This is a genomic window from Microbispora rosea, from assembly GCF_900156315.1.
Lineage (GTDB): Bacteria > Actinomycetota > Actinomycetes > Streptosporangiales > Streptosporangiaceae > Microbispora > Microbispora rosea.
Genome location: NZ_FTNI01000003.1, coordinates 245,628 through 271,597, shown reverse-complemented (window position 1 = coordinate 271,597; position 25,970 = coordinate 245,628). Strand labels below are relative to the sequence as shown.

The window sequence follows — 25,970 nt, the reverse complement described above, 5'->3', positions numbered from 1 at the left end:
CTCCCCGTACGGCCCGCGCCCGCCCGGTGCGGGCCGTACGGTCCGGGGTTCCGCGCAATGCCGCGCGGCCCGGCGCCGATGTACGGGTATGCATGTGACCTACTTCGTGATGGCGCTGCCCGTCATCGCCGTACTCGTGTTCATCCTGGTGCGGGCCGCACGCCGGAGCCGTGAGCAGTTCGGGCGCGTACGGCAGATCGCCCGGCAGCAGTTGCCCGAGTCGGCGCCGCAGCGGACCGAGCTGGAGGAGCTGGTGAACCTTCTCCAGGCGCGTCTCAATCGGACGCAGTGGGCCCAGTTGCTCCTCGGCGCGGTGGTCGGATATGCCGTCCAACTCGTGGGCGACGCCCTGCTCGGGAAGTGAGGCGAGGGGGAGGACCGGCGGAGTCCGGCGCGGCGTGACGAGCCGGTGAAGGGGTCGCCGCGGTCCTGTACGGGTGCCGAGTCTGACGGATCTGACGTGCCGGAAGCAGCGAGCTCGGGGGCGTCTCAGTCGAACCAGACGACCAGGCGCACGCCTTCGGGCCCGAACCGCTGCGCCAGCGCCCGCATCACCGCGAAGACGTGCTCCCACCCGGTGCCCGGTCCCAGCACGTCCAGCCGCGTCACCGGGTCGTACTCGAGGGTCTGTCCCGAAACCTCCCAGCGGCCCGCGGGGGCCCCGACGGGCGAGGCGCCCAGGGGCGGCATGCCGTATCGCTCGACGACCTCATCGGGCCCGCCCTCCCGCATGTCCACGTCCTCCGGCGGCAAGCGGCATGGCGCTCGTGCTCCCGCAGGCCACCGCCGCGGGACGCCCACCGATCACCGCAGTCGTAACGTCCGTTATGTGGTGACATGGTGTAGTTACTCATAGTCTGTGCGTGTAAGGGACTCTTCGGGTAGGAGGGTGCCGGAATGCGACGCCGTACGGTCCTCGCACTGGGAGTCCTGGCCCTGGCGGGCGCGTGCGGCGTCCAGGCGCCCCCGCGCCGCGGGGAGCTCTCCCTGGCCGTCCCGGGCCCGCCCGGAGGGTGCGGGGACGGCGTCGCCGCCGGGTTCAAGTCGCTCGTCGAGGGGCGCGGCTGGGCCCGGGCGGTACGGATCAGGCGGGAGGCGGGCGACGGCGGGAGGGCTCTCGCCCGCCCGGGCGGGTCGGGGACCGATCTGGTGGTCGCCGACTCCGCGCTGCTCGCCGCCTGCGCGCTGGCCCGCGACCCGCTCCTGGTGGCCAGGGCCGTGCCGCTCGCACGGCTGGCGGGGGAGTGGGAGGTGCTGGTCGCCTCGCCCGACTCGGGCTACCGCACGTTCGACCAGTTCGCCGCCGCGCTGCTGCGCGACCCCGGGGGGCCCAGGGTCGCGGGCGGCGCCGACCGCGGCCCCGAGCACCTGCTGCTCGGCATGACCGCACGGGGCCTGGGAGCCGACCCCCGCCTGCTCGACTACGTCGCGTTCGGCAGCAGGGCGCAGGCTGTCGCCGCGGTCCTCGACGGGCGGCTCGCGCTCGGGTTCGGCAGCAGGCGGGAGGTCGCCCCCCATGTGCGCGCCGGACGGCTGCGGCCGCTCGCCGTCTCCTCCGCGGAGCGGCTGCCCGGGGTGGACGCGCCGACGCTGTCGGAGTCGGGCGTACGCGTCGTGTTCGCCGACTGGACGGGGCTGATCGCCCCGCGCGGCACGCCCGAGCAGGACGCCCTGCTCGATCTGTGCCGGGCCGTCGCCGACACTCCGGGCTGGCAGAGCCTGTGCGACCGCAACGACTGGACGCCGATGTGGCTCGACGGCGACGACTTCCGCCAATGGCTCGTCGGCGAGGCGCGCCGTACGGCCCTGCTGCTCAATGATCTCGGACTCCGCTGAAAAACACAACTTGTGGGGGCGCTTGCGGGAAGGGCCACAAGATGTAGGATCCATCGCGTTGCTGGTTCACCTTGGTGAGGCAAGAGGGAACCCGGTGCGAACCCGGGACTGCCCCGCAGCGGTGAGCGGGAACGACCGCCGTCACGGCACGGCGCCTCAGGCGCCGTGTCGTAAGCACTGGGCGCGAGCGCGCCCGGGAAGCGACGGCCAGTAGGACCGGCGGGCGCGAGCCCGGCCGGATGCCCGCGAGTCCGAAGACCTGCCGGCGATGCGCGCGCATGGGCGCGCGCCCCGCGCCGGGCCCCGCGGGTGGGCTCGCCGTACCGTCACGGCACGAGTTCCCTCTCGTGCGCGTGCGCCGCGGCATGCCTCCCTCCGGTCCGGCCGGGACACGAGACGACGAGGAGAGGGCATCTGATGACGATCACCGACCCGGCCTCCGCGTCCGCGGACCCCGCGTCAGCGGAGCGCGGCGGGCCGCGGGCCTCGGCGGGGAACCCCGGACCCGGCACCCCGCCCGGCTCGGTCCCCGCCCCCGTACGGCGGGCCCCGGCCGGCCCGGACGGCGCGGGGGACACGGGGGACGCGGCGGGGGTCTGGCAGGCCATCGAGGAGGCGGCCGCCGGAGTCATCGCCGACCCGGAGAACTCGCGCCGGGCGGCCAGGCTGCTGAGCGGGCTGATCGCGGAGGAGGCGGCGGCCGAAGGGGTGCGCACGTTCTCCGAGTCGGTCGCCGCCGCCCACGCCGCCGGGCTGCTGGGCGACGCCGTCGCCGCGTTCGTGGCCGACGAGGCCGAGGCGCTCGACGCGCTGATCGATTCGGCGGCCGACGACCGGTTCGAGTACTTCGGGCTGCGCACGGTCTATGACCGCTACCTGCTGCGCCACCCGGTCACCCGGCGCGTGCTCGAACGCCCGCAGCACTTCCTGCTGCGGGTCGCCTGCGGCCTGTCGGCCACGGTGGCGGAGGCCGCCGAGCTGTACCGCCTGATGTCCGCGCTGGCCTACCTGCCCAGCTCGCCGACGCTGTTCAACTCGGGCGCGCGCCGGCCGCAGCTGTCGTCGTGCTTCCTGCTCGACTCGCCCCGCGACGAGCTGGAGAGCATTTACGAGCGGTACGGCCAGGTGGCGCGGCTGTCGAAGTATTCCGGCGGCATCGGCATCGCCTGGACGCGGGTGCGCTCGCGCGGCTCGCTGATCCGGGGCACCAACGGCCTGTCCAACGGCATCGTGCCGTGGCTGCGCACGCTCGACGCGTCGGTCGCGGCCGTGAACCAGGGCGGCAGGCGCAAGGGTGCGGCCTGCGTCTACCTGGAGACCTGGCACGCCGACATCGAGGAGTTCCTGGAGCTTCGCGACAACACGGGCGAGGAGTCGCGCCGCACACACAACCTCAACCTGGCCAACTGGGTGCCCGACGAGTTCATGCGCCGGGTCGAGGCGGACGGAACGTGGTCGCTGTTCGACCCCAAGGACGTCCCCGAGCTGACCGACCTGTGGGGCGAGGCGTTCGACGCCCGCTATCGCGAGCTGGAGGCCGCCGGGCGATACGTACGGCAGGTGCCGGCCCGTGCCCTGTACGCCCGGATGATGCGCACGCTCGCCCAGACCGGCAACGGCTGGATGACGTTCAAGGACGCCTCCAACCGCGCCTCCAACCAGACCGCGCGGCCCGGCAACGTCATCCACCTGTCCAACCTGTGCACCGAGATCCTGGAGGTCACCGGCGACGGCGAGACGGCCGTGTGCAACCTCGGCTCGGTCAACCTCGCCGCGCACCTGACCGCCGAGGGCGACGGCGTCGACTTCGGCAGGCTCCGCGCCACCGTCCGCACCGCCGTAGGGTTCCTGGACCGGACGATCGACCTCGGCTTCTACCCGACGCCCGAGGCGGAGACGGCCAACCGCAGGTGGCGGCCCGTGGGGCTCGGCGTCATGGGCCTCGCCGACGTGTTCTTCGCGCTGCGCCTGCCGTTCGACTCGCCGGAGGCGCTCGCCCTGTCCAGCCGCATCGCCGAGGAGATCGCGCTCGCGGCGTACGGCACCTCGGCCGACCTGGCCGTGGAACGCGGGCGCCACCCGGCGTACGAGGAGACGCGGGCGGCGGACGGCGTCCTGCACCTCGACCACTATCCGTGCGCCCCGGTCCACCCCGGGGAGTGGGCCGCGCTGCGGGCCAGGATCGCGGAGACCGGGCTGCGCAACTCCCTGCTGATCGCGATCGCGCCGACGGCCACGATCGCCTCGATCGCGGGCTGCTACGAGTGCGTCGAGCCGCAGGTGTCCAACGTCTTCAAGCGGGAGACGCTGTCGGGGGAGTTCCTCCAGGTCAACCGGTATCTCGTGCGGGACCTCCAGGCCCTCGGCCTGTGGACGCGGTCGATGCGCGACGCGATCAAGCTCAACGACGGCTCGATCCAGGACATCGCCGCCGTCCCGGACGAGCTCAAGACGCTCTACCGCACCGCCTGGGAGCTGCCGCAGAAGGCGCTCATCGACCTGGCCGCCGCGCGGCAGCCGTACGTGGACCAGTCGCAGTCGCTCAACCTCTTCATGGCCGCCCCCACCATCGGCAAGCTCTCCTCGATGTACGCCTACGCCTGGCGGTCGGGCCTGAAGACCACCTACTACCTGCGCTCCCGCCCGGCGACGCGGATCGCCCAGACGACCGTGCCGGCCATGGCGCCGGTCGAGGCGGTCGCCTGCTCCCTCGAAAACCGCTCCCTTGAGAACCCGGAGATCTGCGAGGCATGCCAATGAGAACGATGCTGCTCGACCCCGGTATGGACCTGACCCTGCGCCCGATGCGCTACCCGGGGTTCTACGAGAGGTATCGCGCGGCGATCAGGAACACCTGGACGGTCGAGGAGGTCGATCTCGCCTCCGACCTCGCCGACCTCGCGACCCTCGACGAGGGAGAGCGGCACCTGATCAACCGGCTCGTGGCGTTCTTCGCGACCGGCGACTCGATCGTGGCCAACAACCTGGTGCTCAACCTCTACCAGCACGTCAACGCCCCCGAAGCGCGGCTCTACCTGAGCCGTCAGCTGTTCGAGGAGGCGGTGCACGTCCAGTTCTACCTGACCCTGCTGGACACCTACCTGCCCGACCACGACGAGCGGGTCAAGGCGTTCGCCGCCGTCGAGCACATCCCGTCGATCCGCGACAAGGCCGAGTTCTGCTTCCGCTGGATCGACTCGATCAGCGCCTTGAACCGGCTGGAGACCCGGGAGGACCGGCGGGCCTTCCTGCTCAACCTCGTCTGCTTCGCCGCCTGCATCGAGGGACTGTTCTTCTACGGCGCCTTCGCCTACGTCTACTGGTTCCGCTCGCGGGGCCTGCTCGGCGGCCTCGCGACCGGCACCAACTGGGTGTTCCGCGACGAGTCGATGCACATGGAGTTCGCCTTCGAGGTGGTGGACACCGTGCGCCGCGAGGAGCCGGACCTGTTCGACGACGAGCTGGCGGCCCAGGTGACGCGGATGATGGAGGAGGCGGTCGCCGCCGAGCTCGCCTTCGCCCGCGACCTGTGCGGCGACGGGCACGGCGTCATGAGCGCCGGCAACATGCGGCGCTACCTGGAGTACGTCGCCGACCGCAGGCTCACCCGGCTCGGCCTGCCCGTGCGGTACGGCACGGACAACCCCTTCCCGTTCATGGAGTTCCAGGACGTGCAGGAGCTGGCGAACTTCTTCGAGCGCCGCGTCTCGGCCTACCAGGTGGCCGTCGAGGGCGACGTCAGCTTCGACGAAACCTTCTGATCTGTCGGTTTTCGGCGCTGCCATAAAGGGCAAAGGGAACGCCATGACGACGACAGGGGGCGCCGTCACAACGGCAGCGTGGAACTGGGCGACCTTGGCGATCGCCGTGGCCGCCGCGATCGTCGCGGTGGAACTGGTCCGGCGGGTGCTGAAATCGCGCCTGATAGGGGAGCGGTGGGCGCTCGCCGGGCCGTTCGTGCGCCGGTGCACCTGGCCGGGCTTCGCCTCGGCCGTGACGGGCACCGTCAAGGCGGCCTACGACCCCGGCATGCCCGGATCGGGCTCCCACGGCTTCCAGCGGGTGCTCGCGCTGCTGCTGATCGCGTGCGTGACCTGGCTGCTGATCCAGGCGGCGTACGCGGTGACCGACGTCGTCCTCGACCGGCTCACGCGGGTCGAGGGCGAGCGCAACCGCCGCGCCCGGCGCATCCGCACCCAGATCGCGCTGGTGCGCCGGGTGTCGGCGGCGGTCGTGGTGGTGCTCGCGCTGGGGGCGATGCTGTTCACCTTCCCGCAGGTGCGGGCGCTCGGCGCGGGACTGCTCGCCTCCGCCGGGATCGCGGGCGTGGTGGGCGGCATCGCGGCCCAGTCCACGCTCGGCAACCTGCTGGCCGGGCTGCAACTCGCCTTCAGCGACGCGCTGCGGCTCGACGACGTGGTCGTGGTGGAGGACGAGTGGGGCCGCATCGAGGAGCTGACCCTCACCTACGTGGCGCTGCGCCTGTGGGACGAGCGGCGGCTCATCCTGCCCGTGTCCTACTTCACCGGCAACCCCTTCGAGAACTGGACGCGCCACGAGAGCCGCATCCTCGGCAGCGTGTACCTCCGGGTGGACTGGTCGATCCCGGTCGACGAGGTGCGCACCGAGCTCTACCGGGCGCTGCGCGAGAACCCGCTGTGGGACCAGAAGGACTGGACGCTGCAGGTCACCGACATCACCCCGGAGGGGCTGGTCGAGCTGCGCGCCCTGATGAGCGCGGCCGACTCCGCGAGCGCCTTCGACCTGCGCTGCGATATCCGCGAGCACCTGGTGAAGTTCGTCCGGGAGAAGTACCCCGAGAGCCTTCCGCGCCTGCGCGTCGACACTCCCGCGCGCTGAGCCGTCTCCTCGGCCCTCTCCTCGAACCGGGCCGTAAGAGCGGTGACGGTGTCAGGAGGCGTTGGACGGCCGCAGGAGCCTGCTCGCGCCGGCGATGAGCGCGGTGGCGAGGATCCAGCCCGCGGCGATCAGGCCGTTCGCCAGCCACTGGGTCCATCCGGCCGGCTCCCAGGCGCCTCGCTGCTCGAACACGCTCACCGGCACGAGCAGGTCGAGCGTGTAGACGAAGGCGTTGAAGTGGCGCGACTCGTCCAGCCCGATCTGGTGCGGCGGCCACTGCGTGAAGATCGCCGTGCCCGTCGCGAGGAGCAGCGCGGCCCACAGTCCGGCGAGCCAGGGCCGGTATCCGTACCCGACGAGCCCGTCGAGCAGCCGCCCCCACAGCCGCCCGGGCAGCCGTAGCGTCCGCCGCCGCGCCCGCTGCCTGGCCAGCAGCACCCGGCGCGCGTCCGGCTCGTGGCCGATGCGCCGGTAGTAGGCGGCGAGCTGCTCGTACGGCTGGGGGTAGTAGCCTCCGGGGTCGCGCCGCAGCCAGGAGAGCCGGTCGGCCAGGGTCGCGGGGCCGCGCAGCGACTCGTACGTCAGCCCGTTGAGCCGCACGTCGCCCAGGTAGCTCTCCGGACGGTCGAACAGCACGCCGAATCGGGAGTAGCCGAGGTTGACCTCGCCCTCGATCGACTCGGGCAGCAGGATGAGTTCGTCGGCCTGCATGTGGCTCAGGTGCAGCACCCGGCGAGGCGCCCGCAGCACCGCCCCGTGGAACGACAGGACCCCGCCGATCCGGGCGCCGCGCAGCCGTACGGTGCCCTGCGCGGTGAAGCCCGCGCCGAGTTCGGCCGCGGCGGCCTGCAGGTGGTCGGCGTGCAGGGCGGGGATGCCGTCCGCGGTGACGACGGCGCCCTGGAGGTAGAGCCCGCTGGAGAAGCGGGCGCCGATCAGCCGCAGGCCGCCCGTGGCCCGCATGTCGCGTAAGAAGGCGCTGCCGTCCACGACCAGCCCGCCGGCCCACAGCGCGACCGACTCCCAGGTGCGCGGCTCCTCCGATCCCTCGGGGCCGTTCCAGGAGCCCGCCTCCGACGGGTCCGCCCCCGGTTCCCGGTACGGCGCCTCACCGGGGGTGCCGACCCGTGTGCCGGAGAGCCGGAGCTGTCCGGTCACATGGGCGTTGTCCAGGCGCACCCCCGCATGGACGGTCGATCCGTCGACGTCGAGCAGCCCGTCGATCGTGGCCCGGCTGGCCCGGAAGCGGAGGATGTCGCAGCGCCGCAGTCGTACGCCCCTGGTCCTGGCGTCGTTGAACGAGACCGTTCCGGCGATGTGGCAGTCGAGCAGGTGGACCTTCGCCTCGATCGTGGCGTCGGAGAGGTTGAGATCGCCGATGATCCTGGCCCCGGCGAGCCGGACGCCCGGCACCCGGGCCGACCCGCCGGCGCCCCGGTCGAGCACCAGGGCGGAGATCACCTCCGCCCGGACCACGCGGGAACGGCCCCAGGAACCGCCGGAGGAAGGGTCCGCCTCGTGGCCCTCGCGCAGGTCGACCCAGGCGCCGGTGGGATAGGCCTCCCACAGCCGTCGCTCGGCGGAGGTGAGCCGGTGGAAAGGAGGCCGCGATCTTGCCATGGGGCCGACCATATATGTGCGCGATCTTCGGACGCGATCGAATCGGGCGCGATCGAATCGGCTGCGGCACCGGGCCGCTTCCGGAGATGACCCTGCCCGGAAACGCAGGGAGGGCGGGCCCGTTGTGGGCCCGCCCTCCTCGACCGTCAGGGGTGTGACCGGTTACTGCTGCGGAAGCGCGATCTTCCAGACGCTGCGGCCGAACGTCGCCGCGTACAGCGTCTTGCGGTCACCGGTGATCGTGATGTCGAGCACCGGCGTGTTGGGCAGGCCGGCGCCGACCCGCTTCCAGTTCTTCTTGCCGTTCTTGTCGTAGAAGACGCCGAAGTCGGTCGCCGCGTAGAGCTGGTCGCTCGGCTGGTCGTACGCGAGCATCTCGACCGGCGCGTTGGGCAGGTTGCCGCTGATGTTCTTCCAGCTGTTTCCGCCGTCGGTCGTCTCCCAGATGTTCGCCGCGTTGTCGCCCTCGCGGTAGCCCGAGTAGGCCACGTACACGTGGTCGGCGTTGGAGGGGTCGACCACGATCGAGTTGACCCACCGGACGGGCAGGCCCTTGCCGGTGAACTCGGTCCAGGTGGCGCCGAGGTCGGTCGTCTTCCAGAGCCGGCCGGTGTCGGTGCCGACGTAGATCGTGTTGCCGTCGGTCTTCGCCGGGCCGATCGCGGTGATCGTGGAGTACATGCCTCCGTACGACCCCGGGTCGTCCTGTTCCGCCGGCACCGGTCCGGTGAGGAAGTCTCCGGGCGGGCTGATCTGCGTGAAGGTCGTGCCGCGGTCGGTCGACCGGTCGAGCACGTTGCCGCCGAAGTACACGACCGACGGGTTGCTCGGGTCGAGGACGACCGGGGCGTCCGTCGTGATCCGCGAGGAGTGCCGCGTCCCGAAACGGATGTTGCGGGTGGTGCCGTTCGCGTCCTCGTGCCGCGTGCAGCTTCCGCCCTGGGAGCACTCGTAGTAGATGTTGTGGTCGCTCGGGTCGATCACGACGTAGTGGCCGTCACCGCCGCCGTAGGAGTTCCACTGCGTGAGGTCCGAAGGCGCGGCGGTGGCGGTCCAGGTGCGGTGGCTTCCGTTGTCCTGCAGGCCGGAGGCGAGCCGGGTCGGGTCGTCGCTGGCCACCGCGAGGTGGTACGACTGGTTGAACGGCTGGTACGTCCCGTGGATCCACGAGCGGGTCGCGCCATTGGTGTCGGAGCGGTAGACACCGCCATCGTTCCCGAGGTAGACGCGGCTCGGGACGTTCGGGTCCCACTGCACCATGTGCTGGTCGGAGTGCGGTCCGCTGGAGGTGGCCCACGTCGCGCCGCCGTCCTTGGACTCGCGCAGGTTCACGTCGGCGTTGAACAGGTGGTTCTCGTCCTTCGGGTCGACCCACAGCCGCCCGAACCACCACTCGTAGCCGCTCGAGCCGCCCGCGCGGCCGCTCGGCGCGAACGAGTCGCCGCCGTCGTCCGAGACGTAGAAGCCCTTGTCGGCACCGTACGTGTTGCCGGAGATCACGTAGACCCGGTTCGGGTCGCTCGGGGCGATCGCGACTCCGATGCGGCCGAGGCTCGCGTCGCTCGTCAGGCCGGTGCCCGTGGCGTCCGAGGCATGCCGGCCGGTCACGTTCTCCAGCCGCTTCCACGTCTGTCCGCCGTCGTCCGAGCGGAACAGGCCGGAGCCGACGCCGCCGTAGAGGCGGCGGCCGCTGTTGCGCTGGTGGTCCCACAACGTCGCGAAGATGCGCTTGGGGTTCGTCGGGTCGATCGCCAGGTCGACGCCGCCCGTGGTGGCGTTCGGCGTCGGCAGGACGAGCTTCCAGTCCTTGCCGCCGTTCGTCAGCCGGTAGATGCCGCGCTCACTCGCGGACCCGGACAGGTTCCCGGCGGCCGCGACGAAGACCGTCTGCGGGTCCGTGGGATCGACGACGATCTTGCCGATCGCCGCGCTCTCGGTGAGACCCCACTGCTGCCAGTGCCGGCCGCCGTCGGTCGACTTGTAGACGCCGTCGCCGAAGTAGGTCAGACCGCCGCCGGACGGGTTCGCCTCGCCGGTGCCGGCCCACAACGTGCCGTCGGGGCCCATCGTGAGCGCGCCCACCGTCTGCGTGTTGTCGTTCGGCCAGGCCGGCTCGAAGGTGTCGCCGGCGTCCGTGCTCTTCCAGACGCCGCCGCCGGAGGCCGCGACGTACAAGGTGTCGGGGTGGGCGGGGTCGACGGCCAGGTCGGTGACGCGGCCTCCGATGTTCGAGGGGCCGAGGAGGTCCCAGGTGCCGCTGCCCGGCTTGAGCGCCTTGGACCGCTGGACCGCCTGCTTGATCTGCGCGGGCGTCACGTCCTGGCCGGAGGTGAACTTCTGGGTGAGGTAGTCCGCCGGCTCGGTGGGGCCGCCGTCCTCCTCCTCACCGGGAATTTGCAGGGAGGCGCTCGTCTGGCTCCCCGCGGACAGGGCGGCCTGACCCGAGAACGCGGGCCCCTGGAATGTCAAAGCCGACACGGCGAAGGCAAGCAACCCCGCCGCGCCGATCGCGGGCAGCGCATGCCGCCTCATTGGGACCTTACGTCGCATACCAACGCCTCCTCGTACCCGTCCCCAGCGGACAGCAGGGGACAAAAGGTAAAGAGAGCGGCAGTATTTGGTCAATGCGACATCTGTCGAAGGTAGATACTTCTTGACCGTAATCGGCCGTACCGTGCGGCCGCGTCGTACGGACAGGCCGGCCCGTGCACCGCCTCCAGCAGCACGTTCTCGCCGGCGGAGCCGACTGGATCAATGCGACAAATGTAGGAAGCGGCCACGGGCCGTGGGTCCGTCCGTTACGAGAGTGTGTACTTGACCCGGACCTTTCCTTCGCACAGCTGGATCACCTGGATGGCCACCTCGTGCGGTCCGGACAGGTGGGCCTCGGCCTCCGAGCCCTCTTCCTGGTCCTTGCGCTCGATCTTGTATCCGGCCTTGGCGAGCACGTCGGCGGCCTCGTCACGAACGCCGTCGAGGTTGGTGGGGTCCGCGTCCTTCGCGACGAAGAACAGCTCGGTCTTGCCGAAGGGGCCCTTGGACATGTAGAGCTGCCCGCCGGGCGGCAACGGCAGGTCCGCGGGCGGCTTCCGCTCAGGCGTGCCGCTCAGGTCGCCGGCCTGTGAGCAGGGGATGCCGTTGCCCGCGGGCGCGGCGCTCCCCGTCGAAGCGGTGGCCGGGCTCTCCTGGGCGGCGTCGTTCGACGTTTCCCCGCAGGCGGCGAGCGACGCGACGGCGGCGACGGCGATGCTCGCCGTAGCGATCAGTCGTGCGAAGTTCATGAAACGGATTCCTCAGACGTAAGATAAGGTCCTGCGCATGATCGGGCAGGAATCCCTCGAAACGGGCGGACTCGCCCGTGGGCGGCGACGCTATCAGGTTTGCCGACGTGGCCACACGCCACGAATGGTGACGATGTGGCTCGCTTCGCTCCTCGTGCTGGTCTCGGCCTGCGCGGGCGGTGGATCACAGGGGACGTCTGCCGACGAGTTCCAGGTGGTCGTCAGCGCGCCGATGTCCACCGAGCCGTGGATCGGCGCCTTCATCGAACGCGGGGCCCGGCTCGCGGTCGACGAGCTCAACGCACACGGCGGGGTCACCACCCCGTCGGGCGCCCGCAAGGTCAGGCTGACCGTGCTCGACAACGCCGGCTCGCCGGCCAAGGCCGCCGCGAACGCCCGTAAGGCGGTCGACGACCACGCGGCCGTCCTGCTCACCGACGGGACCGGGGCGGCCTCCGTCGCGCCGATCACCGACCCCGTGCACCTGCCGGTCTTCATCTGCTTCGAAGGCGGCGACGAGCTGATCGACCCGGTCCACCGGCCGAGCCTCTTCCGGATGGCGCCGGCCAACAAGCCTATGGCGCGCAGGCTCGCCGACTACATCGCCAACAGCCACCCCAAGGTGGGCCTGATCAGCGACGACTCCACCTACGGGGAACAGGGCCGGGCCGCGCTGCTGGCGGCCTTCAAGATCGACGAGGTGAAGGTGGTGGCGGATCAGAAGGCGCCGGCCCGCTCGTCCGACCTGACCACCCAGGTGCTCGCCGCGCGGCAGGCGGGCGCCGACAGGCTAGTGGTGTGGGCGAGCGCGAGCGACGTGGTCGCCGTCATCCAGGCCGTCCACGCGCTGGGCTGGGAGGTGCCCGTCTACACCGGGCCCACCGGTGAGGACCCGCTGGTCCGCCGGCGCCTGGCCGAGCATCCGGACTGGCTCGACCAGGTCACCTTCGCCTCGTTCCGGATGACCAGCGAGGTCGGCCCGGCGCCGTTCGAGCAGTTCCGCGCCGGCTATGAGGCGAAGATGGGCGTCGATCTGGTCGGCGTCCGCCAGGACGGCAAGCAGGTCGTGCAGCCGCCGGACTGGGCGATGTTCTCCTACGACTCGGTGCGCCTGGTCGCCGCGTCGCTCAGCGAGGCCGGCGCGCCGGGCGAGCCGCTCATGGACGCTCTGAACAAGATCAGCGTCACCGGTGCCAACGGCGACTACCGCGGCTACGCGGCCGACCAGCACGAGGGGGTCAACCCCAGCGACATGTACTTCGCCCGCTTCCACGGCTTCGTCTTCGAACCCGTCGGCGACGACCCGCTCTCCGACACCCTCCCCTCCGTGAACCAGCTGCAGGACTGACGGCGTCACCCACGGGGAGTCGCGCCGGTACCTCCCGGAAAGCCCGGGCGGCTCACCGCGACCACCGGAGCAGGCCCGGTCCTCAGGAGGGGGAGGAGTGCGCCTGGCGCGTCTCCGGCACGACTCGATCCGGGGAGTCGCCGTCGCCGAAGTACATCCTGCCGATTCGCGGATCGGCCGCCACCTCCTCGGTGGACCCGCTGAGGATCACGTGACCGTCCCGCAGCACGACGAGCCGATCGGCGAGTCGCAGAGCCAGCTGCAGGTGCTGCTCGATGAGCAGAACGGCCGTGCCCCCGGCTCGAATGGCGGCGATGTCCTCGCCGAGCGCGGCGACCGAGGCCGGAGCCAGACCGGCCGACGGTTCGTCGAGGACCAGCAGCGCGGGTGCGGACATGAGGCCGCGGCCGATGACGAGCATCTGCTGCTCTCCGCCGGACATGCTGCCGGCGCGCTGCGTGCGCCGCTCGGCCAGGCGCGGAAAAGTCCGGTAGACGCCCTCTCGGCGCTCGGCGACGACGTGCGTGCGGCGGCCGTCGAGGTAGGCGCCGAGAGTGAGGTTCTCCTCCACTGTGAGACTGGGGAAGACGCGTCTGCCCTCGGACACGTGACTCAGTCCCCATCGCACGATCCGCCGGGGATCGCACCGGGTGATGTCCCGGCCGTCCAACGTCACCTCGCCCGAGCTCGGCCGGTGCAGCCCCGACACGCAACGGGCGACGGTCGTCTTGCCCGCGCCGTTGCCACCGAGCAACGCGACGATCTCGCCGCGCCCGACATGGAAGGACACATCGTGCAGCACCGGTACGGCGCCGTGGCGGGCGCACAGCCCGCGGACCTCTAGCAGGGCCACGCAGTCTCCTCTCAGCGCGTCAGCCGCGCGCGGACGACGGGTCGGTGTCACCGAGGTAGACCCGGCGTACGGCGGGGTCGGCGGCGGTCGACTCGGGGGTTCCGGTCGCCAGCACCCGGCCGCGATCCAGGACGGTGATCCTGTCTGCGACGCCGTGCACCAGCGCCAGGTCGTGTTCGACCAGCAGAATGGCCGCGCCGCCTGCCGCGAGGCGGCGCAGGACACGGGCCAGGACGACGCGTTCAGGCCCGGTCATGCCGACGGCCGGCTCGTCGAGCAGGAGCACGCGCGCCCCGGTCGCCACGGCGCGGGCCACCTGCAGGAGGCGCTGCTCGCTGGCGCCGAGATCCCCCGGGCGGTCGGACGCGCGCCCGGCGAGCTCCGTCAGTCGCAGCACCCTCCACGCCTCGCGGTCGGCGGCGGCCGCGTGGTCCCGCATCGACTCACTCGCGAAAAGGTGCCGGACGGCGGCGAACGGCACAGGTGACCCGCCGCGCACGCCGAGCAGCAGCTGACGGTAGGGACTGAGCCGCTCAAGACCGACGGTGCGCTGGAACGTCCGGGTCACCCCCCGCCTGACCATTTCGAGCTGGCCGGCCCCGGTGACGTCGGTCTCCTCCAGCAGGATCCGGCCACCCTTGGGCCGCAGGGCGCCGGCGAGGGCGCGCAGGGCCGTCGTCTTGCCGCTGCCATTGGGCCCGATGAGCGCGTGGACCTGTCCGGCCCGCACCTCCAGGTCCACCCCCGTGAGGATGTCCGTCTCCCCGATGCCGACATCCAGCCCTCGGGCGGTCAGCACCACCGCCTCCCGGGAGGCTGCGGTGCGGGGGGCGAGGTCCTCGGTGTCCTCCACCCGCTCACCCGGGCGCCGCGTGCGCTCCGGCCACCGGCCCGCGAACCGTTCGACCGGCACGCGGAGGAGCGGAACCGCGACCAGCGCCACGGCGGTGAGCACGCCGCCGGACGCCTCGGCCGGAAGACCGGCCGCGCCGGCGAGCCCGTCGGCCAGCGGCGGGATCACGGCGATCACGAGCAGGCCGAGCACCGGTCCCCACAGCCGCGCCGTACCCCCGATCAGCGCCGCCACGAACAGCTGGAGAGACAGCAGCGGCGAGACGTCGGACGGGGCGGCGACCCCGAGCAGCACGGTGATGCCCGCGCCGGACACCGCCGCGACGGCCGCGGTCGTGGCGAAGAGGGCGGCTCTGCGGCGAAGCACCGGCACCCCGAGGGACGTGGCGAGCGCGGGGGCCTCGCGCAGGGCCGCCCACTCCAGTCCGGCCGGCCCGCGGGTCAGCCGGGCCACCATGGCCAGCGTCAGCAGGCACATCGATCCCGCCACGACGACGTGGGCCAGCGGGGTGAGAGTGACGGTCACATCGAAGACCGGTGAGTGCAGGCGGGCCGGCGACGGGCGGACCAGCCCCTGGCTGCCGCCGGACACGGTGGGAAACGCATCGAGGACCGCGTACACGAGCCAGGCGAACGCCCACGTCGACAGCGCGACCGCCGCGCCGCGCAGCCGAGCCGTGAGCAGGCCGACCAGGTAGCCGGCGCACGCCGCGAGCACGGCGCCGACGAGCACGGCGCCGGCGAGCGGCAATCCCGCGCGTTCCAGATGTGCGACGCCGAAGCCGCCCACGGCCAGGAACGCGCCCTGGCACAGGACGGGTTGCCCTCCGTACGAGACGGACAGGGCGAGCCCGAGCACCGCGACCAGCAGATACAGGTGGTGTGCCAGCTCGACCATCATTCCGGGTCCTCACGCAGCGGTGATCGCAGGCCCTGCCGCCCGAGGGCGAGCACGATCAGCAGGATGGCCAGCGGCGCCACGTCGGCGAAGCGCGGGCCGAGAACGTCCGATGCGACGATCAACGACTCGATCACGCCGAGCGCCAGCCCTCCGGCCAGCGCGCCGCGCACCGATCCAAGGCCGCCCAGCAGCGCGGCCGCCATCGCCTTGAGGCCGAGGACGACGCCGTCGTCGACGCCGAGCGACCGGTCCGGCGCGATCAAAAGCCCCGCCAGACCGGCCAGCGCGCCGGCCACCACGAAGGCGACGAGCACCAGCCGCCGTACCGGAAGGCCGAGCAGCGCGGCAGCGGTGGGATCGTCACTGACCGCCGTCATCGCCGTGCCGACCGGGGTGAGCACGAGCAGCCGCTCGACCAGGATCCCCACGGCCAAGCCGATCCCGATGACACCGAGCGTGCGAACCGCCACCGTGCCTCCCCCGGGCAGTTGCAGCACCCCCGAAGGCGTCAACCGGCCGAGGCGCAACGGATCCGGCACCGCGTAGGCGTCCTGCGTGAGCACCAGCCCGAGAACCTCCCGGATCAGCAGCCCGGCGGCCAGGCCACCCGCCACCCAGCCCAGGACGTCCCCGCCGGTGGACCGGTGCCCGGCTCCCGGCAGGAAGGGCCTCACGGCGATGAAATAGACACCTGCCGACAGTGCCGCTCCGGCGGCGACGACCAGCACCGCCAGTCCGGCGGAGCGCGCCAGGCCCGGGGCCGCCGCCACCGGCGTGGTCCCGAGCACCGCCAGCACACCGACGAAGACGCCGCCGACCACGAGATCGCCGTGCGCGAAGGCGATCACCCTGGTGAGCCGGTAGACGAGGGTGAAGCCCATCGCGATCAAGCCGTAGGCCGCACCCAGAGCCAACCCGCTCAGGATCGCCTGCAGGGCCACTCCTCCACTCACCGGACACCGTCCTCCCGTCCTCGATCACATGACCCGGCGCCACTAGGAACCGCAGTCGCAGCAGCAGCCGTCCCCACAGCAGCAGCCGTCGCCCGAGCAGCAGCCGTCTTCCGAGCAGCAGTCGGAGCACGACGAGCAGCAGTCGCACCAGTCGCAACAACCCGAGCAGTCGGGGCAGTCGCAGCTGTCACAGCAGCAGCGCTCGGTCCACGGCGCGTTCCGATGCTCACTCCACGGCGGGCGGTAGAGCCCGCAGGTCAGGAAGATCGCCGCCCCGGCCAGCGCCGTCAGCGCGATCCCCGGGCGGTCGCCGGGGCCCTCGGGGGAGCCGCCCGGCGCGGCGTCGGGTGCGGCGTCGGGCGGCACCGGAGAGGTGTTCCCGGCGGGCGCGCGGTGCGCCGCGCAGGCGGCGCCGTGGGCGCGCGGCCCGAACGCCCGGTCGACGGCGCGGCGGGTCTCGCCGCACAGCAGCGCCTCGACCAGGTGCCGCTCCTCCAGGTCGAGGTCGCGTACGGCCAGGCGCAGCCCGTGCAGCGCCTCCTCGCACACGCGCCGCGCCTCGGCGGGCGAGGTGCCGGTCGCGTCCAGCGGGTTGTACGCCCCGCGGGCCCGGTCCTCGGCGAGGTCCTCGACCGCGTCGATCAGGTGCGCGATCCGGCCGAAGAAGCGGCCGGCCTCGCGCAGGCTCTCGGCGTTGCCCGGCCGGTCGGCGAGCACGGCGGTGTGGGCGAAGGCCGCGGCCACGGCGGTCTCGGTGGGCTCGGTGACATCGAGCAGCCCTCGCCCGGGGGACGCCTCCAGCAGCGCCTGGCGGGCGGAGACCTCCGTCAGGACGGCCGTGTCGAAGCCGATCGACTCCGCGCCGCGGCGGGCGGCCGAGGCCCAGGCGGCGGCCGTGGCGCGCAGGGGGACTCCGGCCACGCGCCGGGCCGCGACGCCGTCGCCGTCGGACGCGTGGTCGCGGATCTTGCCCGAGGCGAGGGCCAGCGAGACCGCGGCGGCCAGGCGGGCGCCCCGGTCGTCCGACGGCACCACCTCCGCCCGCTGGAAGCCCCGCAGCGCGCAGGGCCCGGCGGTGCGCCGGTTCGGCCCGGCCCCGGCCCCGTCCCGCGACCGGTCCTGGGCCTGGGCCCGTGCCTGGGCCTCGGTCAGGACCGACAGGATGAGGCCGTCGTAGTTGGTGGCCATGCGGGCCAGATGCCCGTGCCGGTCCCGCAACGTCAGGCACAGCCCGCACAGGTGCGCGCGCCAGGCCTCGTGGACGGACGGGCAGGAGTGGCGGGCACACGGCCGGAGGATCCCGAACACCCAGAGACTCCTTGGGGGGTCATGCGTACGGGATCGTCCCGTTGCGCGGCGATTATGCCATCAGGGGCCGGGGCCCTGTGGCCGCAGCCGGGCAGCGGTCTGCACAATCGAGGAATGGAAGTTACCGACGGGTTCGAACTGACCCTCGCCGAGCACGTCGCCACCCTCACCCTCAACCGGCCCGCCAAGCGGAACGCCGTGACCGCGGCCATGTGGCGGGCGCTGCCGGGCATCCTCGCGGACCTCGCCGCCGATCCGAAGGTGCGCGTGCTCATCCTCACCGGAGCGGGTGGAACTTTCTGTTCCGGGGCTGATATTTCGGAAATTCATGAGCTTGGCGATAACGACGATGACACCGGTATTACCGTTGTCGCAGAGCACGCACTCATGACCTTTCCCAAACCCGTGATCGCGATGATCGAGGGATACTGCGTCGGCGGCGGATGCCAGCTCGCGCTCGCCTGCGATCTGCGCGTCGCGGCGGACGGGGCCCGCTTCGGCGTCACCCCGGCCAAGCTCGGGATCGTCTACCCGCTCAGCTCCACGCGGCGGCTCGCGGAGATCGCCGGACCCGCCACCGCGAAGCTTCTGCTCTTCTCCGCGGAGCTCATCGACGCAGATCACGCCCTACGTACCGGCCTCGTCGACGAGGTCCGCCGCCCGGAGGACCTCCGCGACCGCGTGTACGGCCTGGCGGCCACGATGGCCGGCAGATCCCGGCTGACGCTGACGGCGGCCAAGCAGATCGTCGACGGCCGGGCCGGGGAGGCCGAGGTGCGCGCCTGGCAGCGGGAGGCCAGGGAGAGCGGGGAAATGGCCGAAGGTGTCCGGGCATATCGGGAGGGGCGTTCCCCTGGATTCTCTTGGCATGCAAAATAGGCATAAACGGGACTCGCAGTGGTAATGACCCTGTGAGGTGTGAGATGTCGCAGAATCTATTCGCCAGGTTCGCCCGCTGGCTGGGCCTTGACAGGAATCCGCTTCGGCGCCGGTGTGACCGGGTCGAAGCGGTGGTTCGGCTTGCCGCAGTGCTGGGAGTCGTGGCCGCGATCGTGTTCGGCGTGATGCTCGGCTTGCGCGAGTACGGCAACGGCCTGAGGACCGAGGCCCAGCAGGCGCACGCCCGGCATCAGGTCGTCGCCACGCTGACCGGCGACGTGACGACGCCCCGGTTGTCGGTGGCCGGAGCGGCGGTCGGGCATGCCCAGGCGACCTGGGTGGCCCCCGACGGCACGATGAGGGCCGGTGTCATCGAGGTCCCGCCCAGCCAGCACGCGGGCGAGACCGTGCGCATCTGGACCGACGACAAAGGCGTGATCGCGCCCCGGCCGCAGGACCGGGAGACCACGGTGGTCGCCGCGCTGACTGTCGGCACGGGCGTCCCGCTGGCCGCCGCCGCGATTCTCGCGCTGCTGGTGACCTGCACCCGCCTGCTCAACCAGCGCAGGGCCCGCCGGGTATGGGAGGCCCAGTGGACCGTGGTCGAGCCCATGTGGCGGATCAACGGCCGCTGACCGGGCTCACGACACGAGGCACGCGACCGCAGGGCCCCCTGACGCGGGATGAGCCCTTGGGGGCTCAGCGGTTGCCGTGGAGGCGCCGACGGGCCCGGTTCCACGTGTCGTCGAACTCGGCCGAGGTCAGGGTGTGGGGCTCGTATCCCTCCCACTCCTGCACGGGGGTCTCAGCGGTCAGGCCGTAGGTCGCCTCGTACCGGCCGAGCCGGACGACGGACTCACCGGATGAAAGTTTCAGTGACGATATGTGCGGCGAGCGCCGATCGTCACCCGAAACCACCCCGACCGCCATTACCAGCGTCCGGACACGGTGCCGTGGCCGTACAGTGACGGATAAACGTCTAGATCACTAAATCTGGCTGTATGTGATTCAAAGCCGACAAAAGATCGTTTCGCTGCGTGCGTGATCTGTCCGCGTGTACGCCATCGAAGGGCCGTGTCACATGTCTGTGGCTGACCTGTCAGACGCCAAGCGAGAACTGCTCCGACGCAGGTTGCGGGCCCGCTCCGCAAGCGATCCCATTCCCCGGCGCCCGGAGGGCGTCGAACCGCCGATGTCCCCGGCCCAGGAGCCGCTGTGGTTCATGGAGCAGTTCACGCCGGGCACCACCACCTACACCCTGGTGCTCGCCGTACGGCTACGTGAGCCGCTGGACGAGGACCGGCTGGCTCGCGCGCTCGCCGCGCTGCCGGACCGGCACGAGGGACTGCGCCAGCGGTTCCCCGCGACCGAGGAGGGCAGGCCCGCCGTCCACGTCGTGGACACGACGGAGGTGCCGCTGAACCGCACCACGGCGGTCACGGACGAGGAGGCGATCGCGCTCATCGGCGCCGAGACCGCCATCCCGCTGGACCTCGCCCGGGGCCCGCTGCTCAAGTGCGTCGTCGTGAGCAAGGGCGAGGACGAGCACATCGTCGCCCTGCTGGTGCACCACATCGTGGCCGACGGCCAGGCGCTGCACCTGCTCATGCGCGACCTGCTCGCGCTCTGCCGCGGCGAGGAGCCGCCCGCGCCCGCCGTACGCTTCGGCGACATCGCCGTGTGGCAGCGTGAGCGGTCCCTCGACCGCGAGCTGACCTACTGGTGCGGGGAGCTGGCCGGGCTGCCGCGCCTCGAACTCCTGACGGACCGGCCCCGCCCGGCGCTTCAGACACTCGACGGCACGACCCACGTGCGCTCCCTCGCGCCGGATCTGATGGACGGCGTCGCCGCGTTGGGCCGGGACCACGGCGCGAGCGCGTTCATGACCCTGCTGGCCGCGTACCAGGTCCTGCTCTCCCGGCTGACCGGCCAGGACGACTTCGCCGTCGGCGTGCCGGTGGCCGGGCGGAACAGACCGGAGTTCGAGGACGTCGTGGGCATGTTCGTCAACATGCTGGCGATACGGGCCCGGCTGGACGGCGAGCCCACGTTCGCCGAGCTGCTCGCCCGGACCAGGGACACGGTCCTCGCCGCGCTCGATCACGAGGAACTGCCCTTCGCCCAGCTCGTCGACGCCCTCGGCGTGCCGCGGGACACCAGCAGGCCGCCCCTGATCGACACGATCTGTTCGATGAACGAGTTCGCCCCCGGCGACGGCATCGAGGTCCTCGGGCTGGCCCCCACGTCGACCAGGCACGACGTGGAGCTGTACGCCGTGCCCACCGGCGACGGGGGCCTGCAGTGCGCGTTCACCTACCGGCCCGAGCTGTTCCGCGAGAGCACGATCGCCCGGATGGCCGGGCAGTTCGAGGACCTGCTGCGCGCGATCGTGCGCGACCCGCACGTCCCGATCAGCCGGCTGCCGCTGACGGGCGACGACGCGCTGATCGCCGGATGGAACGCGACCGGCGCGGACTACCCGGACACGGCCACCCTGCACGGCCTGATCGAGGAGCAGGTCGCCCGCACCCCCGAGGCCGTCGCGGTGACCTTCGACGGGCGGTCGTGGACCTACCGGCAGCTCGACGAGCGGGCCAACCGGATCGCGCACCGCCTCGTGGGGCTCGGCGTGGAGCCGGGCGGTCTGGTCGCGGTCTGCGCCGAACGCTCGCTCGACCTGGTGGCCGCGCTGCTCGGCGTGCTCAAGAGCGGCGCGGCGTACGTGCCGCTCGACCCCGGCTACCCCGCCGACCGGCTGGCGTTCATGCTGTCGGACTCGGGCGCGCCCGTCGTGCTGACCCAGCAGGACCTGGCCGAGCGGCTGGCCACCGGCGGCGCCGTCATCCTGCCGCTCGATCTGGACGCGGTATGGGACGGCCTGCCGGCGACCGCACCCGAGGTGAGGGGCGGGCCCGGCACGGCCGCGTACATGATCTACACCTCCGGCTCCACCGGCCGGCCGAAGGGCGTGCCCAACAGCCATCGCGGCATCGTCAACCGGCTCGACTGGATGCAGAAGCGGTTCCGGCTCACCGGCGCCGACGTGGTGCTGCAGAAGACACCGGCCGGGTTCGACGTCTCGGTGTGGGAGTTCTTCTGGCCGCTGCTCACCGGCGCGCGGCTCGTGCTGGCCGAGCCCGGAGGCCACCGCGACCCCGCGTACCTGCGTGACCTGATCAACGCCGAGCGGGTGACCGTCCTGCACTTCGTGCCGTCCATGCTCGGCGCGTTCCTCGCCGAAGAGGGCGTGGAGACCTGCACCTCCCCGCGCGTCATCGTGTGCAGCGGGGAGGAACTGCCCATCGACCTGGCCGAGCGCTGCCTGCGAATGCTCCCGGCCGAACTGCACAACCTGTACGGCCCCACCGAGGCGGCCGTCGACGTCTCCGCCTGGCAGTGCACGCCGTCCGCGCTGGCGGGCCGCGCGAGGGTGCCGATCGGCTCGCCCATCCAGAACATCACGCTGCACGTGCTCGACCGCCACGGCGAGCCCGTGCCCGTGGGGGTGCCCGGCGAGCTCTACATCGGCGGCGTGGGCGTCGCACTCGGCTACCACGCCCGCCCGGAGCTGACCGCCGAGCGGTTCGCCGGAGGCCGCTACCGCACCGGCGACGCGGCCCGCTGGCTGCCGGACGGCACGATCGAGTTCCTGGGCCGCCTCGACGGCCAGGTCAAGCTGCGCGGCCTGCGCATCGAGCTCGGCGAGATCGAGGCCGTGCTCCGCGAGAAGGCCGGTGTGCGGGACGCCGCGGTGATCGTACGCGAGGACGTGCCCGGCGACCCCCGGCTGGTCGCCTACCTCACGGGTGACGACGTGCCCGAGCCGGCCCAGGTGCGGGCGGCGATCAGGGGCACGCTGCCGGAGTACATGCTGCCGTCGATGTTCGTCGCGCTCGACGCCCTTCCGCTCACGCCGAACGGCAAGCTCGACCGCGCCGCCCTGCCCGTCCCGCAGGTGCAGGCCGACGTGCCGTACGCCGAGCCGCAGACCGAGACCGAGCGGGCCGTCGCGGCCGTCTGGGCCGACGTGCTGGGGGCCGAGCGGATCGGGGCCGACGACGACTTCTTCGATCTCGGCGGCCACTCGCTGCTCGCCGTCCAGGTCGTCGCGAAGCTCCGCAGGGCGCTCCCCGCCGGATCCGCGCAGGTGGGGCTGATGGACGTCTTCACCTACCGGACCGTGCGCGAACTGGCGGCCTACGCCGCTTCCGGCGAGGACGGCCCCCGCCCGCTGCTCCAGCGGCTCACCCCGGCATGTACGGCGAGCGTCACCTACGTGTGCGTGCCGTACGGGTCGGGCAGCGCCGTGGTCTACCAGCCGCTGGCCGACGCCCTGCCGGCCGGCCAGGCACTGTACGCGCTCGCGATCCCCGGCCACGACGTGGGCCTGGACGAGGAGCCGATGGAGTTCGCCGAGCTGGCCGCCCGCGCCACCGAGGAGATCCTCGCCATCGAGGGGCCCCTGGTGATCTACGGCCACTGCGGGGTCGGCGCCGCGCTCGCGGTCGAGCTGGCCACCAGGGTCGAGGCGGCGGGCCGTGCCGTGGACGCCGTCTACGTCGGGGCGATCTTCCCGTTCGCCCGGCCGCGCGGGCTCATGCGCGCACTGTCGAGAATCGGGGAGTTCGACCGCCTCCGAAGCAGCCAGACCGACATCAACCGTCTCAAGGCCCGTGGGGTGGACCTCGAGGAGCTCGATCCCGGCGTGGCCGACCGCATCATCCGCACGATGCGCCATGATTCCAAGGCCGCGGAGAAGTACTTCACCGGGCTGTTCGACGCGCCGGACCGGCCACGATTACGCGCTCCGATCATCTCGGTGATCGGCGAGCGCGACCCCGCCACCGACTTCTACGCGGAGCGCTACCGCGAGTGGGGCTTCCTCACCGAGGTCACGGCGCTCGTCGTGCTGGACGAGGGCGGCCACTACTTCCTGCGCTACCGCGCGGAGGAACTGGCCGCCGCCCTGCGCACCCACACCCACCTGGAGGTCTCCGACCGCTCGGGCAACCCCTCGTGGTGGGTGCACGCGGTCTCGCGCGGGTCCGCCCCGCCCGGGTCCGATAAGCAGGGCGTGCGGCCCAGCATGGGCCGCTTCCTCACGATCTCCGCCGGGCAGCAGCTCTCGATGATCGGCTCGGCCCTCACCGGGTGGGCCCTGCCCCTGACCGTCCTCATGGACTCCGGCTCGATCGGGCAGTTCTCCACGCTGGCCGTGCTCAACCTGGCCGGGCTGCTGATCTCCCCGCTGGCCGGGGCGATCGTGGACCGGGCGGACCGGCGGCGCGTGATGCTGTTCGCCGACTGCGCCTCGGCCGGGATCCAGGCCGTGCTGGCCGGGCTGCTCCTGTTCGGCGACATACGGATCTGGCAGATCTACCTGCTGATCGTCAGCCTGTCGGTGGCGGCGGCCTTCCAGCGGCTTGCCTACCAGTCGGCGGTGCCGCAACTCGTCCCCAAGCACTATCTCGGTCACGCCATCGGCGTCACCCAGATGACCAACGGCGTCGCGCAGCTCGTCGTCCCCCTCGTCGCGGCCGGGTTGCTGGCGTGGATCGGGCTCGGCGGCATCGTGGCGATCGACGTGGCGAGTTACGCGTTCGCCATCGTCACGGTGCTGCTGGTCCGCTTCCCCGACACGCTTCCCTGGCGGCCGCGCGAGCCGCTGGGCACGGAGATCGCCAAGGGCTTCACGTACACGTGGCACGACCGGGGCCTGCGCTCGACGCTGGTGTTCTTCGCCGTGCTCAACGTGTTCCTGTCCCCGCTGCTCCTGCTGGTCTCGCCGCTGGTGCTCTCCTTCGCCACGCTCAAGGACGTCAGCGTCATCTCGCTGGTGTCGGGGCTCGGCGTCCTGCTCGGCGGGCTGACCATGTCGCTGTGGGGCGGCCCGCGCCGCGGGCGGTTCCGCGGTGTGCTGGCCTTCGCCGCGGCCATCGCGGCGGGCGCCGTCGTCACCGGCCTCGCTCCGTCGCTCGCCGTGGTCGGCGTGGGGGCGTTCGCGCTCAGCTACTTCCTCACGCTGATGAACGGCATCTACGTCACGATCGTGCAGATCAAGGTGCCCGCGCGGTTCCACGGACGGGTCTTCGCGCTCAACACGCTGGTCGCCTGGTCGACGCTGCCCGTCGGCATCGGCCTGGTCGCCCCGCTCGGCACCGCGCTGTTCGACCCGATGCTGGCCCCGGGAGGGGCGCTCGCCTCCACCGTGGGCGCCCTGATCGGGGTGGGCCCCGGCCGTGGGATCGCCTTCCTCTATCTGGTGTGCGCACTGGGCATGGTCCTCGTGGCGGCCGGCGCCCTGCGGGTGAGGCGGCTGGCCCGCCTCGACACCGAGATGCCGGACGCGCTGCCCGACGACCTCGTCGGGGTCGAGGCCATCAAGCGTCGCGCCGCTAGCTAGAGGCGCCGGGTCAGCGCGTCGAGGTTGGCCTCGACCCAGTGGAGCCGGGCGAGCGTGCCGGTGGGTTCGTTCCGCCCAGCTCCGTCGAGGAAGGCCAGATAACCGCGCACCCAGCCGCCGAAGACCCAGGGCTCCGCCGGGATGTCGCCGCCGGCTTTGCGGTAGCCGTACACGGCGGCGTCGAATCGGTCGAGGTCGGCGCTCCCGTCGAGGCGGGCCGCCCAGTCGAGGGCCATGCCCGCGGCCTCCTGCTCGGCGACGTACGGACCGGCGGTGTCCCAGTCGATGATCGCCAGGCTGCCGTCGAACCGGAGCAGGGCGTTCTTCGGGTGCAGGTCGCCGTGGGACATGGTGGGGGTGCCCACGCCGGCCGGTCGCGCGGTCGCGGCCGCGAGGCCGGCCAGTCCGTACGCCGGATCCGTGGCCGGGTGGCCGGAAGGGTCCGCCCGCGGCGGTTCCTGAGGGGCGATGTCACGACCGGCCGTGTGTACGGCGGCCACCAGTTCGCCCATCGCGGCCGACAGCTCGGGGCTGAGATCGCCGAGGGCGGGCGCCTTCCCGTCGAGCCAGCGGTGCACCCGGACGCAGCCGTCCCCGACAGGGACCACGTACGCTCCTGTCGCGGGCGACGGGACCGGCTCGGGCACCGGGATGCCCGCCCGCCAGGCGGAGATCTCGATCTCCACGGCGGGCGCGGCCGACGGCGGCAGCCGCTTCACGGCGTACGCGCCGGTGATCGTGTCGAGCCGCCACACCTCGTTGTGGTAGTAGCCGGCCATCCGCAGTCCTCGCGTCACCGCAAGGCCGAGGCCGAACACGTCACACACCCCGCTGATATCGAGATCCATCCGCACATTCTCCGCGCTCGGGGAGGAT

Annotated in this window: 18 protein-coding genes and 1 riboswitch; of the genes, 9 read left to right on the top strand and 9 right to left on the bottom strand. The window is 72.1% G+C overall.

Translation table 11 applies throughout. The features are described from left to right. The first annotated feature begins 88 nt into the window (after positions 1–88). Positions 89–364: a hypothetical protein gene (locus tag BXA11_RS06455; protein ID WP_030505146.1), complete on the top strand. Its 276-nt coding sequence runs from the start codon at positions 89–91 to the stop codon at positions 362–364. A gap of 125 nt (positions 365–489) precedes the next feature. Here BXA11_RS06455 and BXA11_RS06450 read toward each other — a convergent pair whose 3' ends face one another. Beyond that, positions 490–732: a hypothetical protein gene (locus tag BXA11_RS06450; RefSeq protein ID WP_143734115.1), complete on the bottom strand. Its 243-nt coding sequence runs from the start codon at positions 730–732 to the stop codon at positions 490–492. Positions 733–897: 165 nt separating this feature from the next. On the opposite strand from BXA11_RS06450, the gene BXA11_RS06445 reads away from it, so the two are divergent. From BXA11_RS06445 to BXA11_RS06430, 4 genes are all read left to right on the top strand, one after another. Then, positions 898–1,836: a Bug family tripartite tricarboxylate transporter substrate binding protein gene (locus tag BXA11_RS06445; RefSeq protein WP_076433541.1), complete on the top strand. Its 939-nt coding sequence runs from the start codon at positions 898–900 to the stop codon at positions 1,834–1,836. A 45-nt stretch (positions 1,837–1,881) separates the two neighbouring features. Next, positions 1,882–2,117, top strand: a riboswitch (cobalamin riboswitch). Between the two features lie 136 nt (positions 2,118–2,253). Beyond that, positions 2,254–4,596 (top strand): ribonucleoside-diphosphate reductase subunit alpha, encoded by a 2,343-nt coding sequence (locus BXA11_RS06440; RefSeq protein WP_076433539.1) that lies wholly within the window; start codon positions 2,254–2,256, stop codon positions 4,594–4,596. Beyond that, positions 4,593–5,597 carry a ribonucleotide-diphosphate reductase subunit beta gene (locus BXA11_RS06435; RefSeq protein ID WP_231513675.1) on the top strand — a complete coding sequence of 335 codons (1,005 nt, stop codon included), beginning with the start codon at positions 4,593–4,595 and terminating at the stop codon, positions 5,595–5,597. The genes BXA11_RS06440 and BXA11_RS06435 overlap by 4 nt, the downstream gene beginning before the upstream one ends. A gap of 43 nt (positions 5,598–5,640) precedes the next feature. Beyond that, entirely contained in the window at positions 5,641–6,696 is a 1,056-nt protein-coding gene (locus BXA11_RS06430; protein ID WP_081903159.1) for a mechanosensitive ion channel family protein, read from the top strand. A 51-nt stretch (positions 6,697–6,747) separates the two neighbouring features. Here the strand turns inward: BXA11_RS06430 and BXA11_RS06425 are convergent, their stop codons facing one another. The 3 genes from BXA11_RS06425 to BXA11_RS06415 all read right to left on the bottom strand — a co-directional run bounded on the left by BXA11_RS06425 (position 6,748) and on the right by BXA11_RS06415 (position 11,597). Next, a complete protein-coding gene (locus BXA11_RS06425) occupies positions 6,748–8,316 on the bottom strand; it encodes a pentapeptide repeat-containing protein (RefSeq protein ID WP_076433819.1) in 1,569 nt (522 codons plus the stop codon). A 162-nt stretch (positions 8,317–8,478) separates the two neighbouring features. Then, entirely contained in the window at positions 8,479–10,848 is a 2,370-nt protein-coding gene (locus BXA11_RS06420) for a WD40/YVTN/BNR-like repeat-containing protein (RefSeq protein WP_076433536.1), read from the bottom strand. Positions 10,849–11,114: 266 nt separating this feature from the next. Beyond that, entirely contained in the window at positions 11,115–11,597 is a 483-nt protein-coding gene (locus BXA11_RS06415) for a hypothetical protein (protein ID WP_030505138.1), read from the bottom strand. Between the two features lie 133 nt (positions 11,598–11,730). On the opposite strand from BXA11_RS06415, the gene BXA11_RS06410 reads away from it, so the two are divergent. After that, complete coding sequence (locus tag BXA11_RS06410; RefSeq protein ID WP_076433534.1) at positions 11,731–12,945, top strand: ABC transporter substrate-binding protein; 1,215 nt, start codon at positions 11,731–11,733, stop codon at positions 12,943–12,945. An 82-nt stretch (positions 12,946–13,027) separates the two neighbouring features. Here the strand turns inward: BXA11_RS06410 and BXA11_RS06405 are convergent, their stop codons facing one another. Genes BXA11_RS06405 through BXA11_RS06390 form a run of 4 tightly spaced genes read right to left on the bottom strand, consistent with a single transcriptional unit; the run spans position 13,028 to position 17,812 of the window. Continuing rightward, positions 13,028–13,798 (bottom strand): ABC transporter ATP-binding protein, encoded by a 771-nt coding sequence (locus BXA11_RS06405; protein ID WP_051761094.1) that lies wholly within the window; start codon positions 13,796–13,798, stop codon positions 13,028–13,030. A 19-nt stretch (positions 13,799–13,817) separates the two neighbouring features. Continuing rightward, positions 13,818–15,551, bottom strand: coding sequence for a branched-chain amino acid ABC transporter ATP-binding protein/permease (locus BXA11_RS06400; RefSeq protein WP_083744004.1), 1,734 nt, complete (start codon positions 15,549–15,551; stop codon positions 13,818–13,820). After that, positions 15,548–16,504: an ABC transporter permease subunit gene (locus BXA11_RS06395; protein ID WP_143734114.1), complete on the bottom strand. Its 957-nt coding sequence runs from the start codon at positions 16,502–16,504 to the stop codon at positions 15,548–15,550. The genes BXA11_RS06400 and BXA11_RS06395 overlap by 4 nt, the downstream gene beginning before the upstream one ends. Before the next feature lie 42 nt (positions 16,505–16,546). Continuing rightward, positions 16,547–17,812 carry a DUF5685 family protein gene (locus BXA11_RS06390; RefSeq protein WP_076433530.1) on the bottom strand — a complete coding sequence of 422 codons (1,266 nt, stop codon included), beginning with the start codon at positions 17,810–17,812 and terminating at the stop codon, positions 16,547–16,549. Positions 17,813–17,833: 21 nt separating this feature from the next. On the opposite strand from BXA11_RS06390, the gene BXA11_RS06385 reads away from it, so the two are divergent. The 3 genes from BXA11_RS06385 to BXA11_RS06370 all read left to right on the top strand — a co-directional run bounded on the left by BXA11_RS06385 (position 17,834) and on the right by BXA11_RS06370 (position 25,094). Continuing rightward, positions 17,834–18,691 carry an enoyl-CoA hydratase/isomerase family protein gene (locus tag BXA11_RS06385; RefSeq protein WP_239104906.1) on the top strand — a complete coding sequence of 286 codons (858 nt, stop codon included), beginning with the start codon at positions 17,834–17,836 and terminating at the stop codon, positions 18,689–18,691. A gap of 44 nt (positions 18,692–18,735) precedes the next feature. After that, complete coding sequence (locus BXA11_RS06380) at positions 18,736–19,326, top strand: Rv1733c family protein (protein ID WP_425293409.1); 591 nt, start codon at positions 18,736–18,738, stop codon at positions 19,324–19,326. A gap of 557 nt (positions 19,327–19,883) precedes the next feature. After that, positions 19,884–25,094 (top strand): non-ribosomal peptide synthetase/MFS transporter, encoded by a 5,211-nt coding sequence (locus BXA11_RS06370; RefSeq protein ID WP_239104905.1) that lies wholly within the window; start codon positions 19,884–19,886, stop codon positions 25,092–25,094. Here the strand turns inward: BXA11_RS06370 and BXA11_RS06365 are convergent. Next, a complete protein-coding gene (locus BXA11_RS06365; protein WP_083744003.1) occupies positions 25,091–25,942 on the bottom strand; it encodes a phosphotransferase enzyme family protein in 852 nt (283 codons plus the stop codon). The genes BXA11_RS06370 and BXA11_RS06365 overlap by 4 nt on opposite strands. Positions 25,943–25,970: the final 28 nt, after the last annotated feature.

What these genes read in the sequence shown, in the direction of transcription:
- BXA11_RS06455 (WP_030505146.1), top strand. Translation starts at nt 89, where the DNA reads ATGCATGTGACCTACTTCGTGATGGCGCTGCCCGTCATCGCCGTACTC.
- BXA11_RS06450 (WP_143734115.1), bottom strand. Translation starts at nt 732, where the DNA reads ATGCGGGAGGGCGGGCCCGATGAGGTCGTCGAGCGATACGGCATGCCG.
- BXA11_RS06445 (WP_076433541.1), top strand. Translation starts at nt 898, where the DNA reads ATGCGACGCCGTACGGTCCTCGCACTGGGAGTCCTGGCCCTGGCGGGC.
- BXA11_RS06440 (WP_076433539.1), top strand. Translation starts at nt 2,254, where the DNA reads ATGACGATCACCGACCCGGCCTCCGCGTCCGCGGACCCCGCGTCAGCG.
- BXA11_RS06435 (WP_231513675.1), top strand. Translation starts at nt 4,593, where the DNA reads ATGAGAACGATGCTGCTCGACCCCGGTATGGACCTGACCCTGCGCCCG.
- BXA11_RS06430 (WP_081903159.1), top strand. Translation starts at nt 5,641, where the DNA reads ATGACGACGACAGGGGGCGCCGTCACAACGGCAGCGTGGAACTGGGCG.
- BXA11_RS06425 (WP_076433819.1), bottom strand. Translation starts at nt 8,316, where the DNA reads ATGGCAAGATCGCGGCCTCCTTTCCACCGGCTCACCTCCGCCGAGCGA.
- BXA11_RS06420 (WP_076433536.1), bottom strand. Translation starts at nt 10,848, where the DNA reads ATGAGGCGGCATGCGCTGCCCGCGATCGGCGCGGCGGGGTTGCTTGCC.
- BXA11_RS06415 (WP_030505138.1), bottom strand. Translation starts at nt 11,597, where the DNA reads ATGAACTTCGCACGACTGATCGCTACGGCGAGCATCGCCGTCGCCGCC.
- BXA11_RS06410 (WP_076433534.1), top strand. Translation starts at nt 11,731, where the DNA reads ATGTGGCTCGCTTCGCTCCTCGTGCTGGTCTCGGCCTGCGCGGGCGGT.
- BXA11_RS06400 (WP_083744004.1), bottom strand. Translation starts at nt 15,551, where the DNA reads ATGATGGTCGAGCTGGCACACCACCTGTATCTGCTGGTCGCGGTGCTC.
- BXA11_RS06385 (WP_239104906.1), top strand. Translation starts at nt 17,834, where the DNA reads ATGCGTACGGGATCGTCCCGTTGCGCGGCGATTATGCCATCAGGGGCC.
- BXA11_RS06380 (WP_425293409.1), top strand. Translation starts at nt 18,736, where the DNA reads ATGTCGCAGAATCTATTCGCCAGGTTCGCCCGCTGGCTGGGCCTTGAC.
- BXA11_RS06370 (WP_239104905.1), top strand. Translation starts at nt 19,884, where the DNA reads ATGTCCCCGGCCCAGGAGCCGCTGTGGTTCATGGAGCAGTTCACGCCG.
- BXA11_RS06365 (WP_083744003.1), bottom strand. Translation starts at nt 25,942, where the DNA reads ATGGATCTCGATATCAGCGGGGTGTGTGACGTGTTCGGCCTCGGCCTT.